This window comes from Streptomyces sp. NPDC048254 (assembly GCF_043201895.1).
Taxonomy (GTDB): domain Bacteria; phylum Actinomycetota; class Actinomycetes; order Streptomycetales; family Streptomycetaceae; genus Streptomyces.
In genome coordinates, this window is sequence record NZ_JBICZJ010000001.1 from 418,600 (window position 1) to 438,699 (window position 20,100).

At 73.4% G+C, this 20,100-nt stretch carries 18 protein-coding genes; 6 read left to right on the top strand and 12 right to left on the bottom strand.

Features of this window, described 5'->3' with window-relative positions; genetic code table 11:
- Positions 1 to 7: 7 nt before the first annotated feature.
- The gene (locus tag ACGFZQ_RS01900) at positions 8 to 1,549 is read left to right on the top strand and encodes a von Willebrand factor type A domain-containing protein (RefSeq protein ID WP_393838729.1); all 1,542 of its coding nucleotides are present in this window, start codon (positions 8 to 10) and stop codon (positions 1,547 to 1,549) included.
- A gap of 142 nt (positions 1,550 to 1,691) precedes the next feature.
- Entirely contained in the window at positions 1,692 to 3,626 is a 1,935-nt protein-coding gene (locus ACGFZQ_RS01905) for an AMP-dependent synthetase/ligase (RefSeq protein WP_393838730.1), read from the top strand.
- A gap of 80 nt (positions 3,627 to 3,706) precedes the next feature.
- Here ACGFZQ_RS01905 and ACGFZQ_RS01910 read toward each other — a convergent pair whose 3' ends face one another.
- The gene (locus tag ACGFZQ_RS01910) at positions 3,707 to 4,114 is read right to left on the bottom strand and encodes a rodlin (protein WP_393838731.1); all 408 of its coding nucleotides are present in this window, start codon (positions 4,112 to 4,114) and stop codon (positions 3,707 to 3,709) included.
- A gap of 232 nt (positions 4,115 to 4,346) precedes the next feature.
- The gene (locus ACGFZQ_RS01915; RefSeq protein ID WP_382546363.1) at positions 4,347 to 4,757 is read right to left on the bottom strand and encodes a rodlin; all 411 of its coding nucleotides are present in this window, start codon (positions 4,755 to 4,757) and stop codon (positions 4,347 to 4,349) included.
- A 268-nt stretch (positions 4,758 to 5,025) separates the two neighbouring features.
- Here ACGFZQ_RS01915 and ACGFZQ_RS01920 point away from each other — a divergent pair, with 268 nt between their 5' ends.
- The 3 genes from ACGFZQ_RS01920 (at position 5,026) to ACGFZQ_RS01930 (ending at position 6,709) form a co-directional block, all read left to right on the top strand.
- Positions 5,026 to 5,436: a rodlin gene (locus tag ACGFZQ_RS01920; protein WP_393838732.1), complete on the top strand. Its 411-nt coding sequence runs from the start codon at positions 5,026 to 5,028 to the stop codon at positions 5,434 to 5,436.
- 186 nt (positions 5,437 to 5,622) lie between these two features.
- Positions 5,623 to 5,910, top strand: a complete 288-nt coding sequence (locus tag ACGFZQ_RS01925; RefSeq protein WP_393838733.1) for a chaplin — start codon at positions 5,623 to 5,625, stop codon at positions 5,908 to 5,910.
- Between the two features lie 118 nt (positions 5,911 to 6,028).
- A complete protein-coding gene (locus ACGFZQ_RS01930; protein ID WP_393838734.1) occupies positions 6,029 to 6,709 on the top strand; it encodes a chaplin in 681 nt (226 codons plus the stop codon).
- Between the two features lie 58 nt (positions 6,710 to 6,767).
- On the opposite strand, the gene ACGFZQ_RS01935 is transcribed toward ACGFZQ_RS01930, so the two are convergent.
- Together ACGFZQ_RS01935 and ACGFZQ_RS01940 are read right to left on the bottom strand one after the other, a co-directional pair.
- Positions 6,768 to 8,024: an FAD-dependent oxidoreductase gene (locus tag ACGFZQ_RS01935; RefSeq protein ID WP_393838735.1), complete on the bottom strand. Its 1,257-nt coding sequence runs from the start codon at positions 8,022 to 8,024 to the stop codon at positions 6,768 to 6,770.
- On the bottom strand, positions 8,024 to 9,367 hold the full coding sequence (locus ACGFZQ_RS01940) for an ATP-grasp domain-containing protein (protein ID WP_393838736.1): 1,344 nt from the start codon (positions 9,365 to 9,367) through the stop codon (positions 8,024 to 8,026). The genes ACGFZQ_RS01935 and ACGFZQ_RS01940 overlap by 1 nt, the downstream gene beginning before the upstream one ends.
- Before the next feature lie 174 nt (positions 9,368 to 9,541).
- Here ACGFZQ_RS01940 and ACGFZQ_RS01945 point away from each other — a divergent pair, with 174 nt between their 5' ends.
- Positions 9,542 to 10,864: a glycoside hydrolase family 26 protein gene (locus tag ACGFZQ_RS01945; RefSeq protein WP_393838737.1), complete on the top strand. Its 1,323-nt coding sequence runs from the start codon at positions 9,542 to 9,544 to the stop codon at positions 10,862 to 10,864.
- Here ACGFZQ_RS01945 and ACGFZQ_RS01950 read toward each other — a convergent pair.
- Genes ACGFZQ_RS01950 through ACGFZQ_RS01985 form a run of 8 tightly spaced genes read right to left on the bottom strand, consistent with a single transcriptional unit; the run spans position 10,861 to position 20,045 of the window.
- Positions 10,861 to 11,982, bottom strand: coding sequence for a GNAT family N-acetyltransferase (locus ACGFZQ_RS01950; protein WP_393838738.1), 1,122 nt, complete (start codon positions 11,980 to 11,982; stop codon positions 10,861 to 10,863). The genes ACGFZQ_RS01945 and ACGFZQ_RS01950 overlap by 4 nt on opposite strands.
- Positions 11,979 to 12,626: a lipopolysaccharide biosynthesis protein gene (locus tag ACGFZQ_RS01955; RefSeq protein WP_351735100.1), complete on the bottom strand. Its 648-nt coding sequence runs from the start codon at positions 12,624 to 12,626 to the stop codon at positions 11,979 to 11,981. The genes ACGFZQ_RS01950 and ACGFZQ_RS01955 overlap by 4 nt, the downstream gene beginning before the upstream one ends.
- Positions 12,623 to 13,762: a glycosyltransferase gene (locus ACGFZQ_RS01960; RefSeq protein WP_382546389.1), complete on the bottom strand. Its 1,140-nt coding sequence runs from the start codon at positions 13,760 to 13,762 to the stop codon at positions 12,623 to 12,625. The genes ACGFZQ_RS01955 and ACGFZQ_RS01960 overlap by 4 nt, the downstream gene beginning before the upstream one ends.
- On the bottom strand, positions 13,763 to 14,518 hold the full coding sequence (locus ACGFZQ_RS01965; RefSeq protein ID WP_393838739.1) for a polysaccharide deacetylase family protein: 756 nt from the start codon (positions 14,516 to 14,518) through the stop codon (positions 13,763 to 13,765).
- Positions 14,502 to 16,190, bottom strand: a complete 1,689-nt coding sequence (gene murJ, locus ACGFZQ_RS01970; protein ID WP_393838740.1) for a murein biosynthesis integral membrane protein MurJ — start codon at positions 16,188 to 16,190, stop codon at positions 14,502 to 14,504. The genes ACGFZQ_RS01965 and murJ overlap by 17 nt, the downstream gene beginning before the upstream one ends.
- Positions 16,187 to 17,482, bottom strand: coding sequence for an O-antigen ligase family protein (locus ACGFZQ_RS01975; RefSeq protein ID WP_393838741.1), 1,296 nt, complete (start codon positions 17,480 to 17,482; stop codon positions 16,187 to 16,189). Before ACGFZQ_RS01975 ends, murJ begins: the two co-directional genes overlap by 4 nt.
- A gap of 2 nt (positions 17,483 to 17,484) precedes the next feature.
- Positions 17,485 to 18,906 (bottom strand): exopolysaccharide biosynthesis polyprenyl glycosylphosphotransferase, encoded by a 1,422-nt coding sequence (locus tag ACGFZQ_RS01980; protein ID WP_393838742.1) that lies wholly within the window; start codon positions 18,904 to 18,906, stop codon positions 17,485 to 17,487.
- Positions 18,903 to 20,045, bottom strand: coding sequence for a glycosyltransferase (locus ACGFZQ_RS01985; protein WP_393838743.1), 1,143 nt, complete (start codon positions 20,043 to 20,045; stop codon positions 18,903 to 18,905). Before ACGFZQ_RS01985 ends, ACGFZQ_RS01980 begins: the two co-directional genes overlap by 4 nt.
- Between the last annotated feature and the right edge of the window lie 55 nt (positions 20,046 to 20,100).

A 20,100-nucleotide genomic window follows, 5' to 3' on the forward strand; every position in this document is an offset into this window, starting at 1 on the left:
ACACCAGATGGAGCGTTACCGGATACGACCCACCCGAGGGGCACTGCTCGCCCTCACCACCACGGCCGCCCTGCTGCTGACGGCCTGCGGCGCGGGCGACGGCAGCCACTCGTCCAGCGACTCGAAACAGAGCAACGGCCTTCCGGCCCCGGCTCCCAGCCGGCCGCAGGACGAGGACTCCGCGACCACCCCGGCCTCCGACTACCTCTCCACCTTCGCCCTGGACGTCGACACCGCGTCCTACGGCTACGCCCGCCGCACCCTCGCCGACGGCGAGCGCCCGGCCCCCTCGACCGTCCGCGCCGAGGAGTTCGTCAACAGCTTCCGCCAGGACTACCCCACCCCCGACCACAACGGCTTCACGGTCACGGTGGACGGCGCCCGCACCACCGACCCGAACTGGTCCCTGGTCCGGGTGGGACTCGCCACCCTCCCCCAGTCTCGGCTTCGCTCGACCGGGGGGACCCCCATCGCCGACGCCACCGCCGAACGCCCGCCCGCGGCCCTCACCTTCGTCATCGACGTCTCCGGCTCCATGGACGAGCCGGGCCGGCTGGACCTCGCCAAGAAGTCCCTGGACACGATGACCGACCGGCTGCGCGACGACGACTCGGTCGCGATCGTCGCCTTCAGCGAACACGCCGAGAAGGTCCTGCCGATGACCCGCCTCGCCGGCCACCGCGGCGAGATCCACCACGCCGTCGACAGCCTCGCCGCCCTCTACTCCACCAACCTCGGCGAGGGCGTGGAGACCGGCTACGCCACCGCCGTCGAGGGCCTGCGCAAGAACGCCACCAACCGTGTCGTCCTGATCTCCGACGCCCTCGCCAACGACGGCGAGACCGACCCCGACGCCATCCTGAAGCGCATCGACAGCGACCGCCGCGAGTACGGCATCACGCTGTTCGGCGTGGGCGTCGGCAGCGACTACGGCGACGCGCTCATGGAACGCCTCGCCGACAAGGGCGACGGCCACACGACCTACGTCTCCGACACCGCCACCGCGAACCGGGTCTTCTGCGAGCAACTCCCGCAGAACATCGACCTGGTGGCCCGCGACGCCAAGGCCCAGGTCGCCTTCGACCCGCACACGGTCACCGACTTCCACCTGATCGGCTACCGGGACCGCAAGGTCGCCGACGAGGACTTCCGCGACGACCGGGTGGACGGCGGCGAGGTGGGCCCCGGCCACACGGTGACCGCCCTCTACGCCGTCCACACCAGGCCGGACACGGAGGGCCGCCTGGCCACCGCCACGGTCCGCTGGCTGGACCCCGAGACCCGCGCCCCGCACGAGAACACAGGCGCGATGGAAACCGGCGCACTGCACGACTCGGTATGGACGGCATCCCCGCGCTTCCAGGTAACGGCGGTGGCGGCCTACTTCGCGGACGAGCTGGGAGGCGGGGACTACCGCATCCCCGGGAAGCCGGGCCTCAGCACCCTGCATTCCCGAGCCGCAGCACTGGCACGGACGACAGAGGACCAGAACGTCTCCGACCTGGCGACAGCCATCAGGGAGGCAGATCCTTCGAACGCCGCCGACTGAAGCGCCCCCGTCAGGGGCGCGGGGCTGTATCAATATGCGGCTACCGCCGCGTGGGCGCGACCAGCCCCCACACACCCGCACCCGAAATCCAAGCCGTCCCAACCCATTGACGCTTCCTTACCTGTGAGTAAGTTGACGCCTCATGGGCGTACGCAAGGACCTCAAGCGGGCAAGACAACGTACCGACCTGGCAGCTCGCGCTTCCGTGAACCTCGTCAGAGACACAACCGGCACCGTGCGCGAAGCGCACACCACTCCCCTCGCCGCCCCGCTCACCACCGGCTCCCTCGCCGACCTCCCCTACACCAACGCGGCCGAGGCCCCCGACGCCACCACGATCCGCCGCCGCGACGGCACCGTCACGGCGGCCGCCTTCGCCGCCCAAGTGACCTCCGTGGCGAAGGGGTTGATCGCCGCCGGCCTGGAACCCGGCGGCCGGGTGGCCGTGATGTCCCGCACCCGCTACGAGTGGACGGTCCTCGACTTCGCCATCTGGTCGGCCGGCGGGGTGACCGTCCCGGTCTACCCCACCTCCTCCGCCGAGCAGGTGGAGTGGATCGTCCGGGACTCCGGCGCCCGCCATGTCGTCACCGAGACCCCGGAGAACACCGCCACCGTCACCACCGGCACCGCCCAGCACTCCCGACTTCCCCGCGTCTGGGAGCTGACGGAAACATCAGCCGCTGCCGCGGCGGGCGGCGCGGTCGCCGAACTCACCGCCCTCGGCGCGGACATCCCCGACGAGGACGTCGCCAAGCGCCGCGGCACCCTGACCCCCGGCTCGACCGCCACGGTCTGCTACACCTCCGGCACCACCGGCCGCCCCAAGGGCTGCGTCCTCACCCACGCCAACCTGCACGCCGAGGCCGCCAACACGGTCGAGCTGCTGTACCCCGTCTTCCAGGCGGTCACCGGGCAGACCGCCGCCACCCTGCTGTTCCTCCCGCTCGCCCACATCCTGGGCCGTACGCTCCAGATCGCCTGTCTGATGGGCCGGATCGAGATGGGCCACTTCCCGAGCGTGAAGCCGGACGAACTCCGGCCCGCGCTACGGGAGTTCCGGCCGACGTTCCTGGTCGGGGTGCCGTACCTCTTCGAGAAGATCCACGACACCGGGCGGGCGACGGCCGAGAAGATCGGCCGGGCCGCCTCCTTCGACCGGGCGGAACGGACCGGCGTGCGCTTCGCCGAGGCCTACCTGAACAGGTTCCTCGGCACCGGAAAGGGCCCCGGCCCCGGCCTGTACGCCGCCTGGGCCCTGTACGACCTGATGGTCTACCGCCGTATCCGCAAGGAACTCGGCGGCCGGATGCGGTACGCCATCAGCGGCGGCTCCCCGCTCGACCGGAACCTCAACCTGTTCTTCCACGCGGCCGGGATCGTCGTCTACGAGGGCTACGGCCTGACCGAGACCAGCGCGGCCGCCACGATCGTGCCGCCGCTGGCGCCCCGCCCCGGCACGGTCGGCCAGCCGATCCCGGGGACGGCCGTCCGGATCGCCGACGACGGCGAGGTGCTGATCAAGGGGCCGGTGGTCTTCGGGTCGTACTGGAACAACCCGGCCGCGACCGCCGAAGTGCTCCCGGACGACGGCTGGTTCGCGACCGGCGACCTCGGCGTGCTCGACGAGGACGGCTATCTCACCATCACCGGCCGCAAGAAGGACCTGCTGGTCACCTCCGGCGGCAAGAACGTCTCGCCGGCCGTCCTGGAGGACCGGCTGCGCAGCCGCGCGCCCGTCGGCCAGTGCCTGGTCGTCGGCGACAACCGGCCCTTCGTCGCCGCGCTGATCACCCTGGACCCCGAGGCCCTCGCCCACTGGCTGTCCGTACGGAAGCTGCCGCCGGACACCCCGCTCGCCGAGCTGGTGCGCGACGGCCGGCTGCGGGCCGAGGTGCAGAAGGCGGTCGACCACGCCAACGCGGCCGTCTCCCGCGCCGAGTCGATCCGTGCCTTCGCCCTGGTCGAGGGCGACTTCACCGAGGACAACGGCCTGCTCACCCCGTCCCTGAAGGTGAAGCGGCACGCGGTGACCGCCCGCTACGCCGACGAGGTCGAGGCGCTGTACCGAAAGTGAGTCGCCGGGCGTGAAAAAGGCGGCGGGCCACCGGAAGAACCGGTGGCCCGCCGCCCGCCGTCCGCCTGGCGTGTGCCGGACTACTTGTTGCCGGTGCCGTTGGCGGACAGGGCCGCGATGTCGTCCAGGATGTGCGACAGCGGCTCGTCGCCCTTGGCCTGGGTGGAGTTCTCGACGCACTGCTGGTTCTGCGGGGAGGACAGGACGTTGATGTCCTGGACGTTGATCGGGACAGCGCCGACGAGGCCCTGGAGGTTCAGCTTGGCGGGCAGGCCGACGCACGGCTTGTTCAACGACCCCTGGACCAACGAGAGCTGCGGGCTCTGGTCGCCGAACGTGGCCGAGTTGCCGAACTCCGACTTGGCGCCGTTACCGCTGGCCGAGGTGGTGCCGCTGTCGTTGCCGGTGGCCAGGGCCTGGGGAGCGGCGGTGGCCGCGAAACCGGCGACGGTGGCGGCAACGGCCGCGGTTGCCCACAGCTTCTTCATGTTCGTTCCCTTTCGAAAGGCGGACTCCGGGGAGGAGCTGCGTGATCGTCAACGGCCGAAACCACGCCGGGGTTGCGTGTTTTGCCCCCATTGGAGCAGCGCAGTCCGATTAGGCGACGAGCGCTCCGCCGGGGGGTGGGTGCGCCGGAAACGGCGCAGGCCGGCGGGGAGCCGGGAAGTCGGCGGCCCGCCGGCCGAGAGCACCCCGACAGGGGCCCGGAAGGTGTCGGGACTACTTGTTGGCGGTGCCGTTGGCGGACAGGGCCGCGATGTCGTCCAGGATGTGCGAGAGCGGCTCGTCGCCCTTGGCCTGGGTGGAGTTCTCGACGCACTGCTGGTTCTGCGGCGCGGACAGGACGTTGATGTCCTGGACGTTGATCGGCACAGCGCCGAGGAGACCTTGCACGTTGCCCTTGACGGGCAGGCCGATGCACGGCTTGTTGAAGGAGCCCTGGATCAGCGCCAGCTGGGGGCTCATGTTGCCGTACGTGGCGGAGTTGCCGAACGCCTGTGAGGCGCCGTTGCCGCTCGCCGAGGTGGTGCCGCGGTCGTTGCCGGTGGCCAGGGCAGGCGAGGCGGCCGCAGCGGTGGCGCCGACAACGGAGGCTGCGACAGCGGTGGCGGCCAGAACCTTCTTGATCACTTGTCAATTCCCTTCTAGGACACCCCGTCGACCGGAGCTCTCTGGTCAACTGCGGGCGATCCCATTGGTTGCTGCCCTTCACCCCGATGGCCCATGGTCCGGCAATCCCCGACCCCGCCGCCGGGCCGGTTCTCACGGAAATTCCGGACGGGGCATCGGTCCGATCGGGTGACGTACCGCGTGCCTGCCGCAACCATTCCGGGCGCGGGCGGTTGATGCCGAGCAGGAACGTCCGTCTTGGCGTAAAGCCGGGAAAGGAAATAGCGAAATGCTGAAGAAGGCAATGGCCGCGGTGGCGGTCGCCGCGTCCGTCGTAGGTGTGTCGGCGGCGGCAGCCCCCCAGGCGCTTGCCACCGGCAACGACCACGGCACCACCTCCGCCAGCGGTAACGGCGCCAAGTCGAAGTTCGGCAACCAGGTGACCAAGGGCAAGATGAGCCCGCAGGCCACGCTGGTCCAGAGCTCGCTGAACAAGCTGTGCGTCGGTCTGCCTGTCAAGGGGAACGTGCAGGCCATCCTCGGCGCCGTCCCGATCGACGTCCAGGACATCAACGTCCTGTCCGCGCCGCAGAACCAGCAGTGCGCCGAGAACTCCACCCAGGCCAAGGGCGACGAGCCGCTCTCGCACATCCTGGACGACATCGCGGCCCTGTCCGCCAACGGCGTCGCCAACCAGTAGCATCCTGGCGGTCATGGAAAGTCCCCTCGGGCGGCGCGTATTCACGCGCCGCCCGAGCGGTTTTCGCTGAGGTCGCGTCAATTCTGTGAAGGCGTTCGAGTGAATTACCCGACGGCGCGCGTTGCGTAGTTTCTTCGGCTGCCCATTTCTCGTTCTACAGTCTGCCGGTCATGGTGCGAGCCGTTCATGCTGTGCTCGCTCGGTTTCGGCCGTCATACGGGCATGACCGCAGAGAAGGGAAAGTTCATGAAGAAGACCGCTGCTGTCGCCGCCGGTGCAATCCTGGCCTTGGGCGCTGCCGTTCCGGCCTTCGCGGACTCGGGTGCCGAGGCTGCTGCCGTCGCTTCCCCCGGGGTCATCTCCGGCAACGCGATCCAGGTCCCGATCCACATTCCGATCAACATCTGTGGCAACACCGTCAACATCATCGCGGCTCTGAACCCGGCGTTCGGCAACGTCTGCCTCAACCACTGACAACGTCAGCGCAGCGCACCAGCCGTCCGGCTGAGTCACGGCCGGCCTCGGACCGTCGATCTTTCGCATCCGCGCTCCGAGGCCGGTCTTTCCACTTCTGAGCAGGAAGACAACGAGATTGCGACAGACCCTCAGCAGGGCAATGGCCATGGCCGCCGCCGCGGCCGGCATGCTGTCCCTGTACGCCGGTCCCGCGTTCGCCGACACGGACGCGACCGGGACCGCAGGCGGTTCACCGGGTGTCGTGTCCGGCAACAACGTCCAGGCCCCGGTGCACGTGCCGGTCAACGTGTGCGGCAACTCGATCGACGTGGCGGCCGCGTTGAACGCGGCCTTCGGCAACTCCTGTGCGAGCGAGTCGGATGTGGACGAGCACCCCGACGACCGCGCACCCGAGCCGTCCTACGGCGACTCCGGCCCCGACACCTCGGGCTACGGCGGTACGGGGTGCGACTCGGGCTACGGCGCCGAGGGCTCGCCCGGCACCACCCCGCCCCCCTACGGCGGCGAGACCCCCTGCGGCGAGACTCCGCCCCCGCCGAGCCCGACGCCCCCGTCGCCGAGCCCGACACCTCCGCCGCCGAGCCGAACGGCCCCGCCGCCGAGCCGGACGACGCCTCCGTCGCCGAGCCCGACACCTTCGCCCGGTGGCGGACACCACCAGGGAACGCCGCCCACCCTGCCGCACACCGGCAGTGACCGTGAGGCCGTGCTCGCGGCCTCGGCCGCCAGCGCCGCGCTGATCGCGGGCGGGACGATGCTGTACCGACGAGGCCGAGCCGCGTCTCGCCGGTCCTAGAGCCTGTCCGGCCCGCCGGGTGCTGGACGCCTCCTGAAGGCTCCGGCACCCGCGTCCGTCAGCTCCGTACCGCGTCCGGTGCCGGCTCCCGGTGGTCCGCGTCGAGGCCCCAGCCGGCCGGGCCCGAGCGCAGCCGCCGCCGTACCCCGCGCACCAGCGTGCCCGCGGTGAAGCCGGCACCGTGCACGAAGCGCATCGCCGGACCGAAGCCCGCGGCCGTGATCAGACCGGCCAGGAACAGCCCGGGGTACGACGACTCGAAGTCCCGGCCGACCTCCGGCGCCCCGTCGGCCCCGGCCACCAGCGTCGTACGCAGGTCGTCGGCCAGGAGCCCGAGCCGCTCCCGGGTCGCCCGGAACCCCGTGGCCGCGATGACGTGTTCGGTCTCCAGGGTGCCCACCCCGCCGCCGCGCGCCTCCGTGTCCAGGCGTACCCCGCCCGCGGTGGCCCGGGCCGCCGTCACCTCACGGCCGAGCAGTACCTCCACCCCGGACTCCACCCGCTCCCGCACCCACCAGGCGCCGGCCGGGCCGAGGGCCGTGGCCGCGATCCGCGCCCGGGTCGGCTCCGCGAGCCGCCGGTACAGGCCGGGGCGCTCGGAGTAGAACCAGTTGCGCCAGCCGGGGCCGAGGCCGCTGTGCGGGGCGCGCGCCGACCGCCACCAGGGGCGCTCCCAGGGCGGCGGTACCTCGTTCCAGTACAGCTCTTCCGCGCGCACCAGCACCCGTACCCTGCTGCCCTGTTCGGCGAGGAGCGCGGCGGTCTCCAGGGCCGCCTGGCCGCCGCCGATCACCGTGACGTCCCGGCCCCGGAAGCGGTCGAGGTCGGCATGGTGGCTGCTGTGCGAGACCAGGTCGGGGGAGAGGCCGCGCAGCGCGGACGGGATCTCGACGAACGGCAGCACACCGACGGCGAGGGCGACGGTCCGGCCGTGCAGGGTCTCGCCGTCCTCCGTCGTCGCGTCGAATCCGCCGGTGCGGGGCGCGATGCGGGTGACGGTGCGTTCGTCGACGGGCGGGGCGGCGTTGCGGGCGAACCACAGGCCGTACTCGGTGAACATGTCCAGCGGGATCGGCCGCCCGTGCCGGGCCTCGACCCCCCGGCCCGCGCAGTACACGTCCAGCCGCCAACGTGCCTCCGGGTCCGACAGGTTGGAGGCCCAGGGCTCGGACTTGAGGAACATCCCGCGGGGCATGTGGTCGCGCCAGGACGCCATCGGGCGACCGAAGACACGCACGTTCAGCCCCGCCGCCGCGGCGTGGGACGCGATGGACAGGCCGTACGGGCCCGCGCCCACCACCAGCAGGTCGTACATCAGCAGCTGCTCGCTTTCTCGTCGTCGGACCGGTCGGGCAGACCGGAGAGGCTGGCGGCACCGGACACTCCGGAGAGTTCCTCGTCCAGGACGGCCGGACGGCGTTCCCCGGCCGGCTCCCCGGCCTGGCGGACCACGACGGAGGCCGACCGCGGGACCGGGGCCGTGCCGGGGCGCAGCCGGCCGAGGAGCCGGCCGGCCACATGCCGGCACCACAGTGCCCACATCGCCAGGCCCGGCCCCCGGTCGTCCGGCGCGCTCCAGGCGAGCTCGCGCCCGCGCGGGGCCGGCCGCAGCGCGCTCAGCGGCGCGTAGTTCTCCACCACGAACGCCCGCCCGGCCAGCGGAGCCCCGGCGGTCAGCGGGCGGTGGGTCAGATCCAGGTGCAGGGCGCGTACGACGTCCAGGCCCGCGCTGTCGGCGAAGAGCCGGAACTGGGCGCCCGGACGGGGGTTGAAGTCGAGGAGGTGGTAGCGGCCGGTGCTGCCGCAGCGCCGGAAGTCCAGGTCGAAGATGCCCCGGAAGCCCAGTTCGCCGGTGAGCCGCTCGGCCAGCCCCTGGACCTGCGGGTTGGGCGTCCACAGGCCGACCGCGGTCAGGCCCGCCCCGCGCGGCCAGGCCCGCTGCTTGCGGCCGGGGCCGCCCGCGCGGACCGCCCCGGTGCGGTCGGCGTAGCCGTGGAAGAACCAGTCGCGGTCCGGGCCCGGCGGCAGGAACTCCTGGAGCAGCAGACGGCTGCCCGCCTCGTCGGCCCGCAGGAACAGCTCCCGCGCCTCCCGCGCCGAGCGCACCACGACCGTGCTGCGCAGCCCGGACCCGGCCGGCACCAGCCAGGGCCGGCTCCACTTGGCGACCACCGGCAGCCCGAGCCGCCAGACGGCGGCGGCTGCCTGCTCGGCGCTGTCCGGGACGAGGGTCTGCGGATGCGGGATCCCGGCCGCCGCGCACACCTGGGCCAACTCGGCCTTGTCGGCGACCCGTTCGGGAAGCAGAGCGGGCTGATGCGGCAGCAGATAGGAGGGCGCGAGGTCCTCGCGGAGCCGGCCGACCGCGATCGCGCTCGCGTCGTCCATCGGGATCAGCACCGCCGGACGGGCGATCCGCGTCGCCACCCGGCGCAGCACGGCCACGATCTCCGCGGCGGACGCACCCGGCGCCGGCGGCGGATGCAGCTGCCGTACGAAACGTGACCTGCCGACCGGACTGCCGGTGGAATCGGCGACCAGATGGACGTCCACGCCGGCTCTGCCGAGCGAGCGCACGGCCCCGAGGGTGCCGTGGTGAAAGGGATTCCGGTCGATCCGCAGCAGAACCGCGGGAACCCGGATGTCTAGCAGCGACACGGACCTTTTCCTTTGCCTCGGTTCACCCGTGCGGGCGTTCGGCGCACCCGAAAGCCGCAGCCGCACTGGCGGTATTCATATTGATATGACTGAGTGTCAGTAAGTGGTACTTCCTCAGCGAACGTGCGAGCGGACGAGAAGAACGGACGAGAACTGGTGGAGAAAGGAGCAGGCATGGCTCCACAGCAGCGAAAGCGGCCGAGGTCCCGGTCGCACCGGCGGGCTGTGGTCGCGGCGGTGGCGGCGGTCGTCGTCGCCTCGGCGACCCTGGCGACCGGTCCGGGATTCGCCGCGGGTGCGGAGGTGGCGCTGGTCACGGACCCGACTCCGGCTCCGACACCCACGACGTCCGTCCCGGCGTCGGCGGCACCCCTGCCGGTCCCGGCCAGTCCCGCGGCGGTCGCACCGGCACCGGCCGGCTCCGCGCCCGCGCCCGCCAGGGCGGCGCCGCCGGCCTTCGGGGCCTTCCTGGACTCCGGACCGCTGGGCGTGGCCCGCATGGCCCAGCTGAGCGGCTGGCTCGGCGGCACCGAGCTGAAGGTCGCGCACACGTATCTGCCCGGCAACCGCTGGGCCGACATCGAGGGCGCACCCGGCTTCCTGGACGTCTGGGCGCACTGGCGGCGGGAGAAGGACGACCGGATGCTCGTCCTCAACGTGCCCATGCAGGAGCGCAACGAGGACCACGTCGGGGACGCCGAGGTCCGGTCGCTGCTGGCGCAGGGCGCCGCCGGGCTGTTCGATCACCACTTCCGGGCCCTGGCCGAACGGCTGGTGGAGCTGGAGGTGCCGGACACGGTCATCGTGCTCGGCTGGGAGATGAACGGCACTACCTACACCCATCGTTGCGGGCCGGACCCGGAGGCCTGGAAGAAATACTGGAAGAGGATCGTCACCACCATGCGTGCGGTGCCGGGCCAGAAATTCCGGTTCGACTTCACGCCGAGCCGGGGCCGCGACGCCGTCCCGTGGACGGAGTGCTACCCCGGGGACGACACGGTCGACGTCATCGGCATGGATTCCTACGACCAGCCGACGGGGCTTTCCTTCGACGAACAGGTGCGGGAGCCTTACGGACTTCAGCAGCACGTCGATTTCGCGAAGGCCCATGGAAAACCCATCTCCTATCCGGAATGGGGCCTCTTCCGTAACGGGGACAACGCCGAATACATGCGGCGGATGCTCACCTGGATGGACGAGCACAGACCGCTGTACAACACGCTGACCGACTACTGCCCGCACGGTGTCTGGCAGTGTTCGGACAACCCGCGCTCCTCGCGGGTCTACCGCTCGGCCCTCTCCGGCCGCACCGACACCGCGACCCCGACGCCGGTTCCCACCCCGGACCTCCCGAAGCCGACCCCGACCCCGACCCCGACTCCCGGCACCGCGCCCCCGGCCGGCTGCGCGCCGATGGACCTGGGCGACTGGATCGAGTACTGGCTCGGCGGGAAACTCTGCGTCCGCCTCGACTGGTGGTCGCGCACGGAGACCTAGTCCTGCCGCCGTTCCTTCCATCGGTGCCGCACCTCCTTGACCCGCTGCCGGGCGGCGGCGTCGCACAGCGCCGCCGTCAGCAGCGGCGCGGTGCGGCGCCGGGCCAGCAGCAGCCGCTGGTTGGCGACCGGCTGGGGCCGCCAGTGGTGCTTGTACGGCTCGTTCCCGCGCAGCAGGCTCAGCGCGCCCCGCTCACCGGCGCCGGTGTACTGGGCGCAGGCGTCCAGGAGCATCACCGCCACGTCCGCCTTCCGCTCGCGCAGCTGCGGATGCGCCCCGTACAGGTAACCGCCGGCCAGGCTCGGCGACAGCAGGGTCAGATCGACGGCGACCACCTCGTCGTCCAGCCGGAACTCGGTGACCACCGCGTCCCCGGAACGCACCATCGGCCCCACCGAGCGCACCAGATGCTCCCGGAACCGCGACTGGAGGTGTTCCGTCGTCACCTTCCGCCCCTGCCACTGGAGCCGGTGCAGATCGAGGAGCCGCCCGAGCGCGGTGTCGACGCCCTCCGGCGCCACGACGTCCCGGCGCACCCCGAGGGAGCCCAGCTTGCGCAGCTTGGCGCGCACCCGCTGCTGGGCCTTGTTCGACGGCAGCCGGGCCACCAGCTCGTCCATGGACACCGCGGGCAGCTCCAGGCACAGCGAGTCGGGCACCTTCCGGCACGGCCCGTGCCAGCGGTCGTACACCCGCTCCACCGCACCGCCCGGACGCACCTCACGGAAGTCGATCAGCGCCGTCCGGGCCGCCCGGCCGAGTTCCTGGGTGAGCGCGGCCGCCGCCCGGCCGTCGTCGGCGTCGGCGAGCAGCACGTCCGTGTAGTCCGAGATCGCCCCGCCCAGCGGCACCAGCGTGGGCAGCGGCCGGCGCACCAGCATCAGCGGGGCCGCGCCGACCAGTTCACCGCCGTGCCGCACCAGGACCAGGCGGAGCCGGCCCGGGACGCCGTACGAGCGCCACCAGGAGTGCAGCCAGGCGTGGCTCTGGAACGGGGTGGCCGTGCCGCACCGCCGGTAGAGACGGCCCCAGGCGGGGGCCAGCCCGGCGAAGGCGTCTTCGTCGGTGACGAGTTCGGTGGTGTGCGCGGCGAGCGTCGGGTAGGCCGTCGCCGTCACAGCTGTCCGTGCGCGTCGGCGGCGACGGCAGGTCCCGGCACGGAGGCCTGCGGAGCGTTGTCCTCCTCGTGGCGCCGGGGCCGCACCAGCAGCACCAGCCCGGCCAGCAGCCCGCCCGCGCTGGCACCCACCAGACCGGTCACCTTCGGGGACGCCGAGGTGGGCGCGGTCGGCTTCAGCGCCCGGGAGAACTGGAGGAGTTCGACGTGCGTGTCGCCCTTGGTGTCGTTGGCGTGCTGGGTGAGCGAGCGGGCCACCGCGTTCGCCATGTCGGCGGCCTGGAGGGGGTGCGGCGAGGTGGCCGAGACGGCGACCATCGGCGCGTCCGGCGAGGTCTCCGTCTGCACGCTGTCCCGCAGCGTGTTCACCGGCACCCCGGCCCACACCTGGGCGTCCCCGAGCACCGCGAGCTGGGTGGCGACCCGGCCGTAGGCCTGCGCGAAGCCCTGCGCGGTGGCGGTGTCGGACCGGTCGGCGGGGACGGCGATGACGTAGCTGGTCGCGGTGTAGCTGCGCGGCGTGAGTACGCCGTAGGCGCCGCCCAGCAGGGCGCCGGCGGCGACCCCGGCCGCCAGCAGCGACCAGGGCGGGACCGCGCGGGCGCGGGCGAGGGGGCGGGCTGCCCCGGGGGTGTTCTCGGTCATGGCGTACTGGCTCCCTGAGGGGTGGTGGCGAGTGCGGCCGCGTAGACGTCCATGAGCTGGGCGGCGCTGCGGGTGATGCAGTAGTGACGGGCGGCCTCCGGCGCGGTGCGCGGGCCGGGCCCGGCGGCGCGGGCGGCGGCCAGTGCCTCGGCGTAGGCACGGGCACCGCCCTCGATGCGGCGGGCGCCGGGGGCGGCGGCGGGCGGCAGGTCCTCGACGGCGGGGCAGGAGCTGTAGAGGACGGGCAGCCCGGCGGCCAGCGCCTCGATCACCGCGAGCCCGAAGGCCTCCTCGGCGCAGGGCGAGGCCAGTACGTCCATGGCGGCGGCGAGGGACGGGAGGTCGGGGTCGGCCGAACTGTCGGAGACATAGGGCCGCTCACCGGCGAACACGACCCGGCCGGTGACCCCGGCCTCCTCGGCGGCCCGGCGCAGCGCCCCCTCCTCCGCGCCCCCGCCGACCAGCAACAGGCGGCAGTCCGGCGGAAGTTGGGCGAGCGCCCTGATCAGGACGTCGAACCGTTTGCCGGGCGCCAGCCGCCCGATGCCGCCCACCACGAACGCGTCCTGCGGGATCCCGAGCCGGGCCCGGGTGCGCTGCCGCCGGTCCGGGTCGAAGCGGAACCGCTCCAGGTCGATGCCGTTCGGTACGACCTCGATCCGCGGCCCCGGCACCCCCCACCCGCGCAGCCGCTCGGCGACCGTGGGGGAGACGGCGACCGTGGACCGGCCGAGCCGTTCGCCCGCGAGGTACAGCGCCCGTACCCCGGAGGTCAGCCGGCGCCCCTCCAGCTGCGTGTCGCCGAGCGAGTGCTCGGTGGCGACGACGGCCCGCACGCCCGCGAGGCGCGCCGCGATCCGGCCGTAGAGACAGGCCCGGTACAGGTGGGTGTGGACGAGGTCGTAGCGGCCCCGGCGGATGACCCGGACCAGGCGGGGCAGCGCGGCCAGGTCCCGGTTCCCGGCCATCCCGAGATGGACCACCCGCACCCCGTCGGCGGCCAGAGCACGCGCGACCGGCCCGGGGTTGGTGAGCGTGACGACGTCGCAGGAGACGGGCAGGTGGCGCAGGAGCAGCCGCAGCTGCTGCTCCGCCCCGCCGACCCCCAACCCGGTGATGACATGCAGGGCCCTCATTCAGAGCCCCTTGACGGGACGGCGGCGCAACCGGTGCAGCCGGTACTTCAGGAAGAGGCGCAGGGCGTGGTCGTTCTGGCCGATGTGCACCCGGGGCAGGGTGTGGAGGCCGTTCAGTTCGCCGGGGTCGATGGCGCAGGCGTAGCCGTATCCGGCGTCCCGTACGGCGTCGACGACCCGCTGGTCGACGGCCCCGTAGGGGTAGCAGAAGCCGTTCACGGAGGCCTGGATCAGCTCCTCCAGGACGGCCCGGCTGTCGGCGGTCTCGGCCCTGAGCGTGTCCGCGTCGGCCTTCGTCAGGTCGACATGGGTGAGCCCGTGCGAGCCGATCTCCACGCCGGCCGCCGCCGCCCGCCGGATCCCGTCGGCGGTGAGCAGCGGCTTGCGCGGGCCGAGCGAGTCCCAGCGGTTGTCGCTGCCGAGCCGCCCGGGCAGCACGAACAGGGTGGCGCCGCAGCCCCAGCGGTCGAGCAGCGGCAGGGCGTGGTCGAGGAAGTCGGCGTAGCCGTCGTCGAAGGTCAGCCCGACCAGCCGCCGCCCCTCGCCCCGGGCCCGGGCGGCGAGCAGTTCGGCGACCGACACCCCGCGCAGCCCCCGCCGGCGCAGCCAGCCCAGCTGTGCGGCCAGCCGGTCGGGGGTGACGGTGACGCGGTACGGATCGTCCGAGCAGTCGCCCACGGAGTGGTACATGGCGACCCAGGGGACCGGGCCCGCCAGGTGTCGGATCTTCTCGGCGGACTCAATGGAAGACGGCATGCGCGAGCCTTCGGGTGACGGTGCCTACGGAACGGAGTGCGGGTGCGAAGCCCTGGGCGTCCAGCGCCCAGCCGAGCAGGACGAAGATCGCGGTCACGGCGGTGGTGCCGGCCGCCAGACCGGTCAGCGGGTCCGCGGGCCGTCCGGCGACGAAGGTGCCGACGACCGTGGCGACCACGGCGGCCCGCACCGGCCGGCTCAGCTCGGCCAGCACCCGCCGGATACGGATCGGGACACTGCGCGGGCCCATACCGGACAGCAGGAGCACGGCGGTGACGGTGATGCCGATGGCGTTGGCGGCGGCGATGCCGATCACGCCGTACCGGTCCACCGCCATGGCGCCGATCCAGGAGGTCACGGCGATCCCGGCGGCCATGGCGCCGACCGGGTACCAGGTGGCGCGGCCCGCCGAGAAGTAGGAGCGGACCAGCACCCCGACCATGGTCTGCCCGAGCAGCCCGAGCGCGTAGACGCGCATCACCCCGGCGGTGGCGGCGGTGTCCGCCGCGGTGAACGCCCCCCGCTGGAACAGGAGGTGGACGAGCTGCGGCGCACACGCCACCACCACGGCGGTGCCGAGCAGGACGACGCTCGCGGCCACCGACAGATCCCGCTCCACCCGGCGCCGTGCCCGTTCGGTGTCGCCCTCGGCCAGCGCCCGGGCCACCACCGGGAAGGTGACCGTGCACAGCATCATCGACATCGTCATCGGGATCTGCGCGACCTTCTGCGCGTAGTTGAGGTGTGAGATCGCCCCGGAGTGCAGATGCGAGGCGAGGAACCGCTCGATCAGCACCTGCGACTGCCGGCACAGCGCGAACAGCAGCACGGTGGCCATCAGGACGACGTTCAGCGGCTCCGCCTCGGCGACCGGGTCGCCGACGGCGGCCTTGACCTTGCGCCGCAACTGCCCGAGCAGCGAGGGAAGCTGTACGGCGACCATCAGCAGGCCCCCCGCCGCCACCCCGAACGCGGCCGACCGCACGCCCCAGGCACCGCCGAAGGCGAACATCGCCGTGATGATGCCGGCGTTGTAGGCGACGTAGATCGCGGCCGGCGCGAGGAACCGCCGGTGCGCGCGGAGGGCGGCGCTGCAGTACCCGGCCAGCCCGAAGGTCAGCACAGAGGTCGCGGTCAGCCGGGTGCAGTCGACGGCGAGCCCGGGGTCGTCCAGACCGGGCGCGAGCACCTCGACGAGCTGCGGGGCGCCCCCGATGAGAAGGGCGCCGACGGCCGCGAAGGCGAGGGCCAGCCTCGGCAGGGTCCCGGCGACCAGCGCCCGCACGGGGTCGCCGGGAGCCCCCTGCGCCCGCCGGGCGAGGGCCAGGCTGAAGGCGGGGATCAGCGCGAAGGCGAGCCCGTCCTCGATGAGCAGCGTCGCGGCGAACTCGGGAACGGTCCAGGCGACGAGGAAGGCGTCGGTGTCCTGTCCGGCGCCGAAGAGCCGGGCGAGCGACTGGTCCCGGATGAGCCCGAGGAGCGAGCCGACGACGGAGAGGGAGGCGGTGACAAGAGCGGCCTTGGCGAGCACGCCACGGGAGGACGGCGCCCCGTCGGGGGCGCGGGGCTGGGGCGTCTGCGGCTCCGCCGCACGGGCACGCTCGGCCGCCACCGACCCGCTGTCGGCACGCGACCCGGGCACGCCCGAGGTCCTGGAAGGCGTCATCGTCATGGCGAACGCTCCGCCCCCACCAGCGCCCACCAGGCCACCGCCCCGAACACCACCGCCGTCAGCACGGTCGACGGCCCCCCGATGTCCGCGTACGCGAAGTCCACGAGCTGCCAGATCAGCAGCCCGCACCCCACCAGAGCGCAGTCGAGGCCGGCACCGCCGCGGACCCGCCACCACCCGCGCAGCCCGCACGCCAGCAGCGCCAGCCAGCTGCCCGCCAGTGCCAGCGCGCCGAGCAGTCCCTGCTCGCTCAGCACCAGCAGGTACATGTTGTGCGGCGACAGCAGCGGCTGCTTCCGGAACGCGGCCCCCGCCCCCTCCGTGTCGCTCCCGGAGGACAGCGCCAGCGAGGCATGCCCGTCCCGGTACGCCGGGAAGTTCTTCAACCCGACCCCGGTGACCGGGTGTTCGCGCCACATGCCGGTCGCCGCCGCCCACAGCGTGTAGCGGTCGACCACCGACTGGTCCGGCGCGTCGGTCACCTGCCCGATGCTGCTGAGCCGCTCCTGGAGCATCGCCGTACCCAGCCCGAAGCCCCCCACCAGCACCACGCCCGCGGCGACCGCGACCGCCGCCACCTTCAGCGCCCGCCGCAGCCCGGCCAGCGCCAGCTGCACACCGCAGGTGAGCACCGTCGCGATCCAGGCCCCCCGGCTGAAGGACACGGCCAGCGGCAGCAGCAGGCCGAGCGCGCACACGCCCGCCGTCATCCGCTGCCGTACCGGTGACCGGCCCAGCGCCAGCCCGAGCGCGCAGACCAGGCCGAACGACACCACGGTCGCCATGCCCATCACGTCCTGCGGCCCGAACGTGCCGACCGCGCGGATCTCCTCGCCCTGGTACGACGCCCCGGTCCCGGTGAGGTACTGGTACACCCCGACCGCGCCCTGCCACCCCGCGAGCCCCACGAACGACCAGGCCAGCAGCCGGAAGTCGGCACGGTCCCGGATCAGCAGCAGCACGGCGGCGGGGACCAGGACGAACACCTGGAGATAGCGGCCGAGGCCGGTCAGTCCGGCCCCCGGGGAGGACGCGCCGGCCGCCGCGACGGCCAGGCCCACCACCGGCATGCCCAGCACCACCGCGGCCGTCGCCGACAGCGGCCGCCGCCGCTCCCGTACCGTGCGCACCGCGGCGTACAGCACCACCAGCGCGGACACCGCGTCCGCCGGTCCGGCGCCGCTGTCGCCGCCGGCCGGGGTGAGCGGCAGGGCGAGGACCGCGAGCACGGCGGCCGCGGCGAGGACCGGCGGCAGCCGCAGGGGCCTGGCCGGGGAGAGTGCGAAGCTCATCGTCAGCTCCCCGTCGAACGCACGAGCGCGGCCGCGGTGCGCAGCAGGATGCAGATGTCCTGCCACAGCGACCAGTTGTCGATGTAGGCGTTGTCGAAGCGGGCCCGGTCCTCGATGGAGGTGTCGCCGCGCAGCCCGTGGATCTGGGCGAGTCCGGTGATGCCGGTCCGCATCCGGTGGCGGGCCGCGTAGCCCGGATAGGCCTGGCTGAACTGGCCTACGAAGTAAGGCCGTTCGGGCCGCGGGCCGACCAGGCTCATGTCGCCCCAGAGCACGTTCCACAGCTGGAGCAGCTCGTCCAGGGACGTCTGGCGCAGGAACCGGCAGAAGGGGCTCATCTCGCTCTCGCCCGCCACGCTCCAGCGCGTCGCGGCCTCGTGCGCGTCGACCGGGCGGTGGGTGCGCAGCTTCAGCAGGGTGAAGGGGCGCCCGCCCTGGCCGATGCGCTCCTGCCGGAAGACCACGCCGGGTCCGTCGGTGAGGCGCAGCACCGCCGCGCACACCAGGAGCAGCGGACTGACCAGGACCAGCGCCGACCCGGAGACGACGATGTCGAGGACTCGTTTGCCGACGCTGCCGCGCCGCCGCGAGCCCATCTCGAGGCGGCGGCAGGAGAACCCGGCGAGCTGGTCGCGCATCTCGTACGCCGGTGAGTCCGCGTCGACCTCCCAGACCACGCAGCCCGACTCGGCCAGCGCCCGCAGCAGCGGGCCCTGTTCGGTGCGGACGGCGGGGTGGACGGTGAGGACGGCGCGGACCCCGTTCTGGATGAGGGCCCGCTCGACCTCCTCGCCGGTGGTCAGCACGGGCAGCCCCTCGGGGCCCTCGGGGTGGTCGGCGACGACGCCGACCGGCCGTACGCCGAAGCCCGGGTGGCGCAGCACGGCCGCGGCGACCCGCTGGGCGGTGGCGGCGGGGCCGATGACCAGGGCGGCGCGCGGGTGGCGCAGCAGGGCCAGGCGGCGGCGCCAGTGCACCAGACCGCGGCCGGCACAGGCCGCCGCCGCGTGCAGGGCGCAGCCCAGCAGCAGGGTGCGGGCGGGCAGCGCGAGGTCCGGGTACCAGGCGGCGACGGCGGCGGCGAGGCCCAGCCAGACGACGGCGATCCGGCCGCAGACCGCCGGGAGTTCGTCCAGGATCCCGGCCACCCGCCCGCTGGGCTGCGGGCGCAGCAGTATCGCCCCGGACACGAGGAGACCGACCAGGACGGGCCGGCCCACGGCCTCGTCGAGGGCGACCGCGCCGAGCAGCGCGGCGCACAGGTCGGCGGCCAGCAGCGGCGCCGGGGAGGCGGGCCGCGCGGGCGGCCGCCGCGGCGGGAACCGGAATCCTCCGACGGTGCGGGCCGGCAGGACCGAGACGGGCGAGAGTCCGTGCTCCCGTGGCTGCGGGCCGGGGGAGGGGACGGTGCTTTCCGCGGTCACGAGTGGATGGACTCCCTGCACTCAAAGGACATGAGCGGCCGCCCGCCGAGGAGTTCGCGGTACAGCTCCGCGACCGCCTCCGCCGTGCGCCGCACATCGTGCGTGGACTGGACGTGCCGGCGCCCCCGGTCGCCGAGCGACGCGCGCAGCTCCGGGTCGAGCAGCAGCCCGGCGACGGCACCGGCCAGCGCGCCCGGTCGCCCCGGCGGCACCAGACCGTGCGCGGCGTGTCCGGGCGGCAGGCTCTCGCGGGCGCCGTCGACATCGGTGACCAGCACCGGCCGCCCGCAGGCCATCGCCTCCAGCGGGGCCAGCGCCATGCCCTCCCAGCGAGAGGGCAGCACCACCAGGTCGGCGGCCCGGTACCAGGGGCGGGCGTCCGCGACGGCGCCGGCGAACTCGACGGAGGCGGGGGCCAGCCGGCGCAGCGCCTCGCGGTCCGGTCCGTCGCCGACCAGGGCCAGCCGGGCGCCCGGCACCCGGCGCAGCACCTCGGGCCAGGCCCGCAGCAGCACGTCCTGGCCCTTCTGCGGGCAGAGCCGGCCGACGCAGACGACCAGGGGTGCCCCGGGCTCGGACGGGCCCCGGGCGCCCGGGGTGAAGTGCTCGGTGTCGATGCCGTTGGGGACGACGGCGTACCGGGCGCGGATCCCGGCGCGTACGCCGGTCGTACGCTCCGCCTCGCTGACACACACCACCCGGTGCGCCCAGCGCGCGCCCCACCGCTCCCACCGCAGCGCCAGCGAGGCGGTGACTCCGCCGACCGCCTCGAAGGACCAGGCGTGCGGCTGGAACAGGGTCGGGACGCGGCCGCGCACGGCCAGGCGGCCGGCGAGGCCCGCCTTGGCGCTGTGCGCGTGCACCAGTTCCGGCCGTACCTCGTCGAGCAGCCGGGTGAGCCGTCGTACCTCGTCACGGAGACCGGCGCCCGGGGAGCGGTCGGCGCGCCACCCGCGCACCTCGGCGCCCAGTTCCCGTGCGGACTCGGCCAGTTCACCACCGGGGCAGGCCACCGTGACCCGCAGACCGGCCGTGAGCTGGGCCTTCGTCAGATCGAGGATCACCCGGGCCACCCCGCCCTCGACGGGTTGCGCCAGGTGCAGGACCCGTCGCCGAGGGTCGGTTGCTGATCGGTGCATACGCGGTATTCCTCGCTCACGGGGGGCGCTCGGGACTGCGGGCGGAAACGCGCCG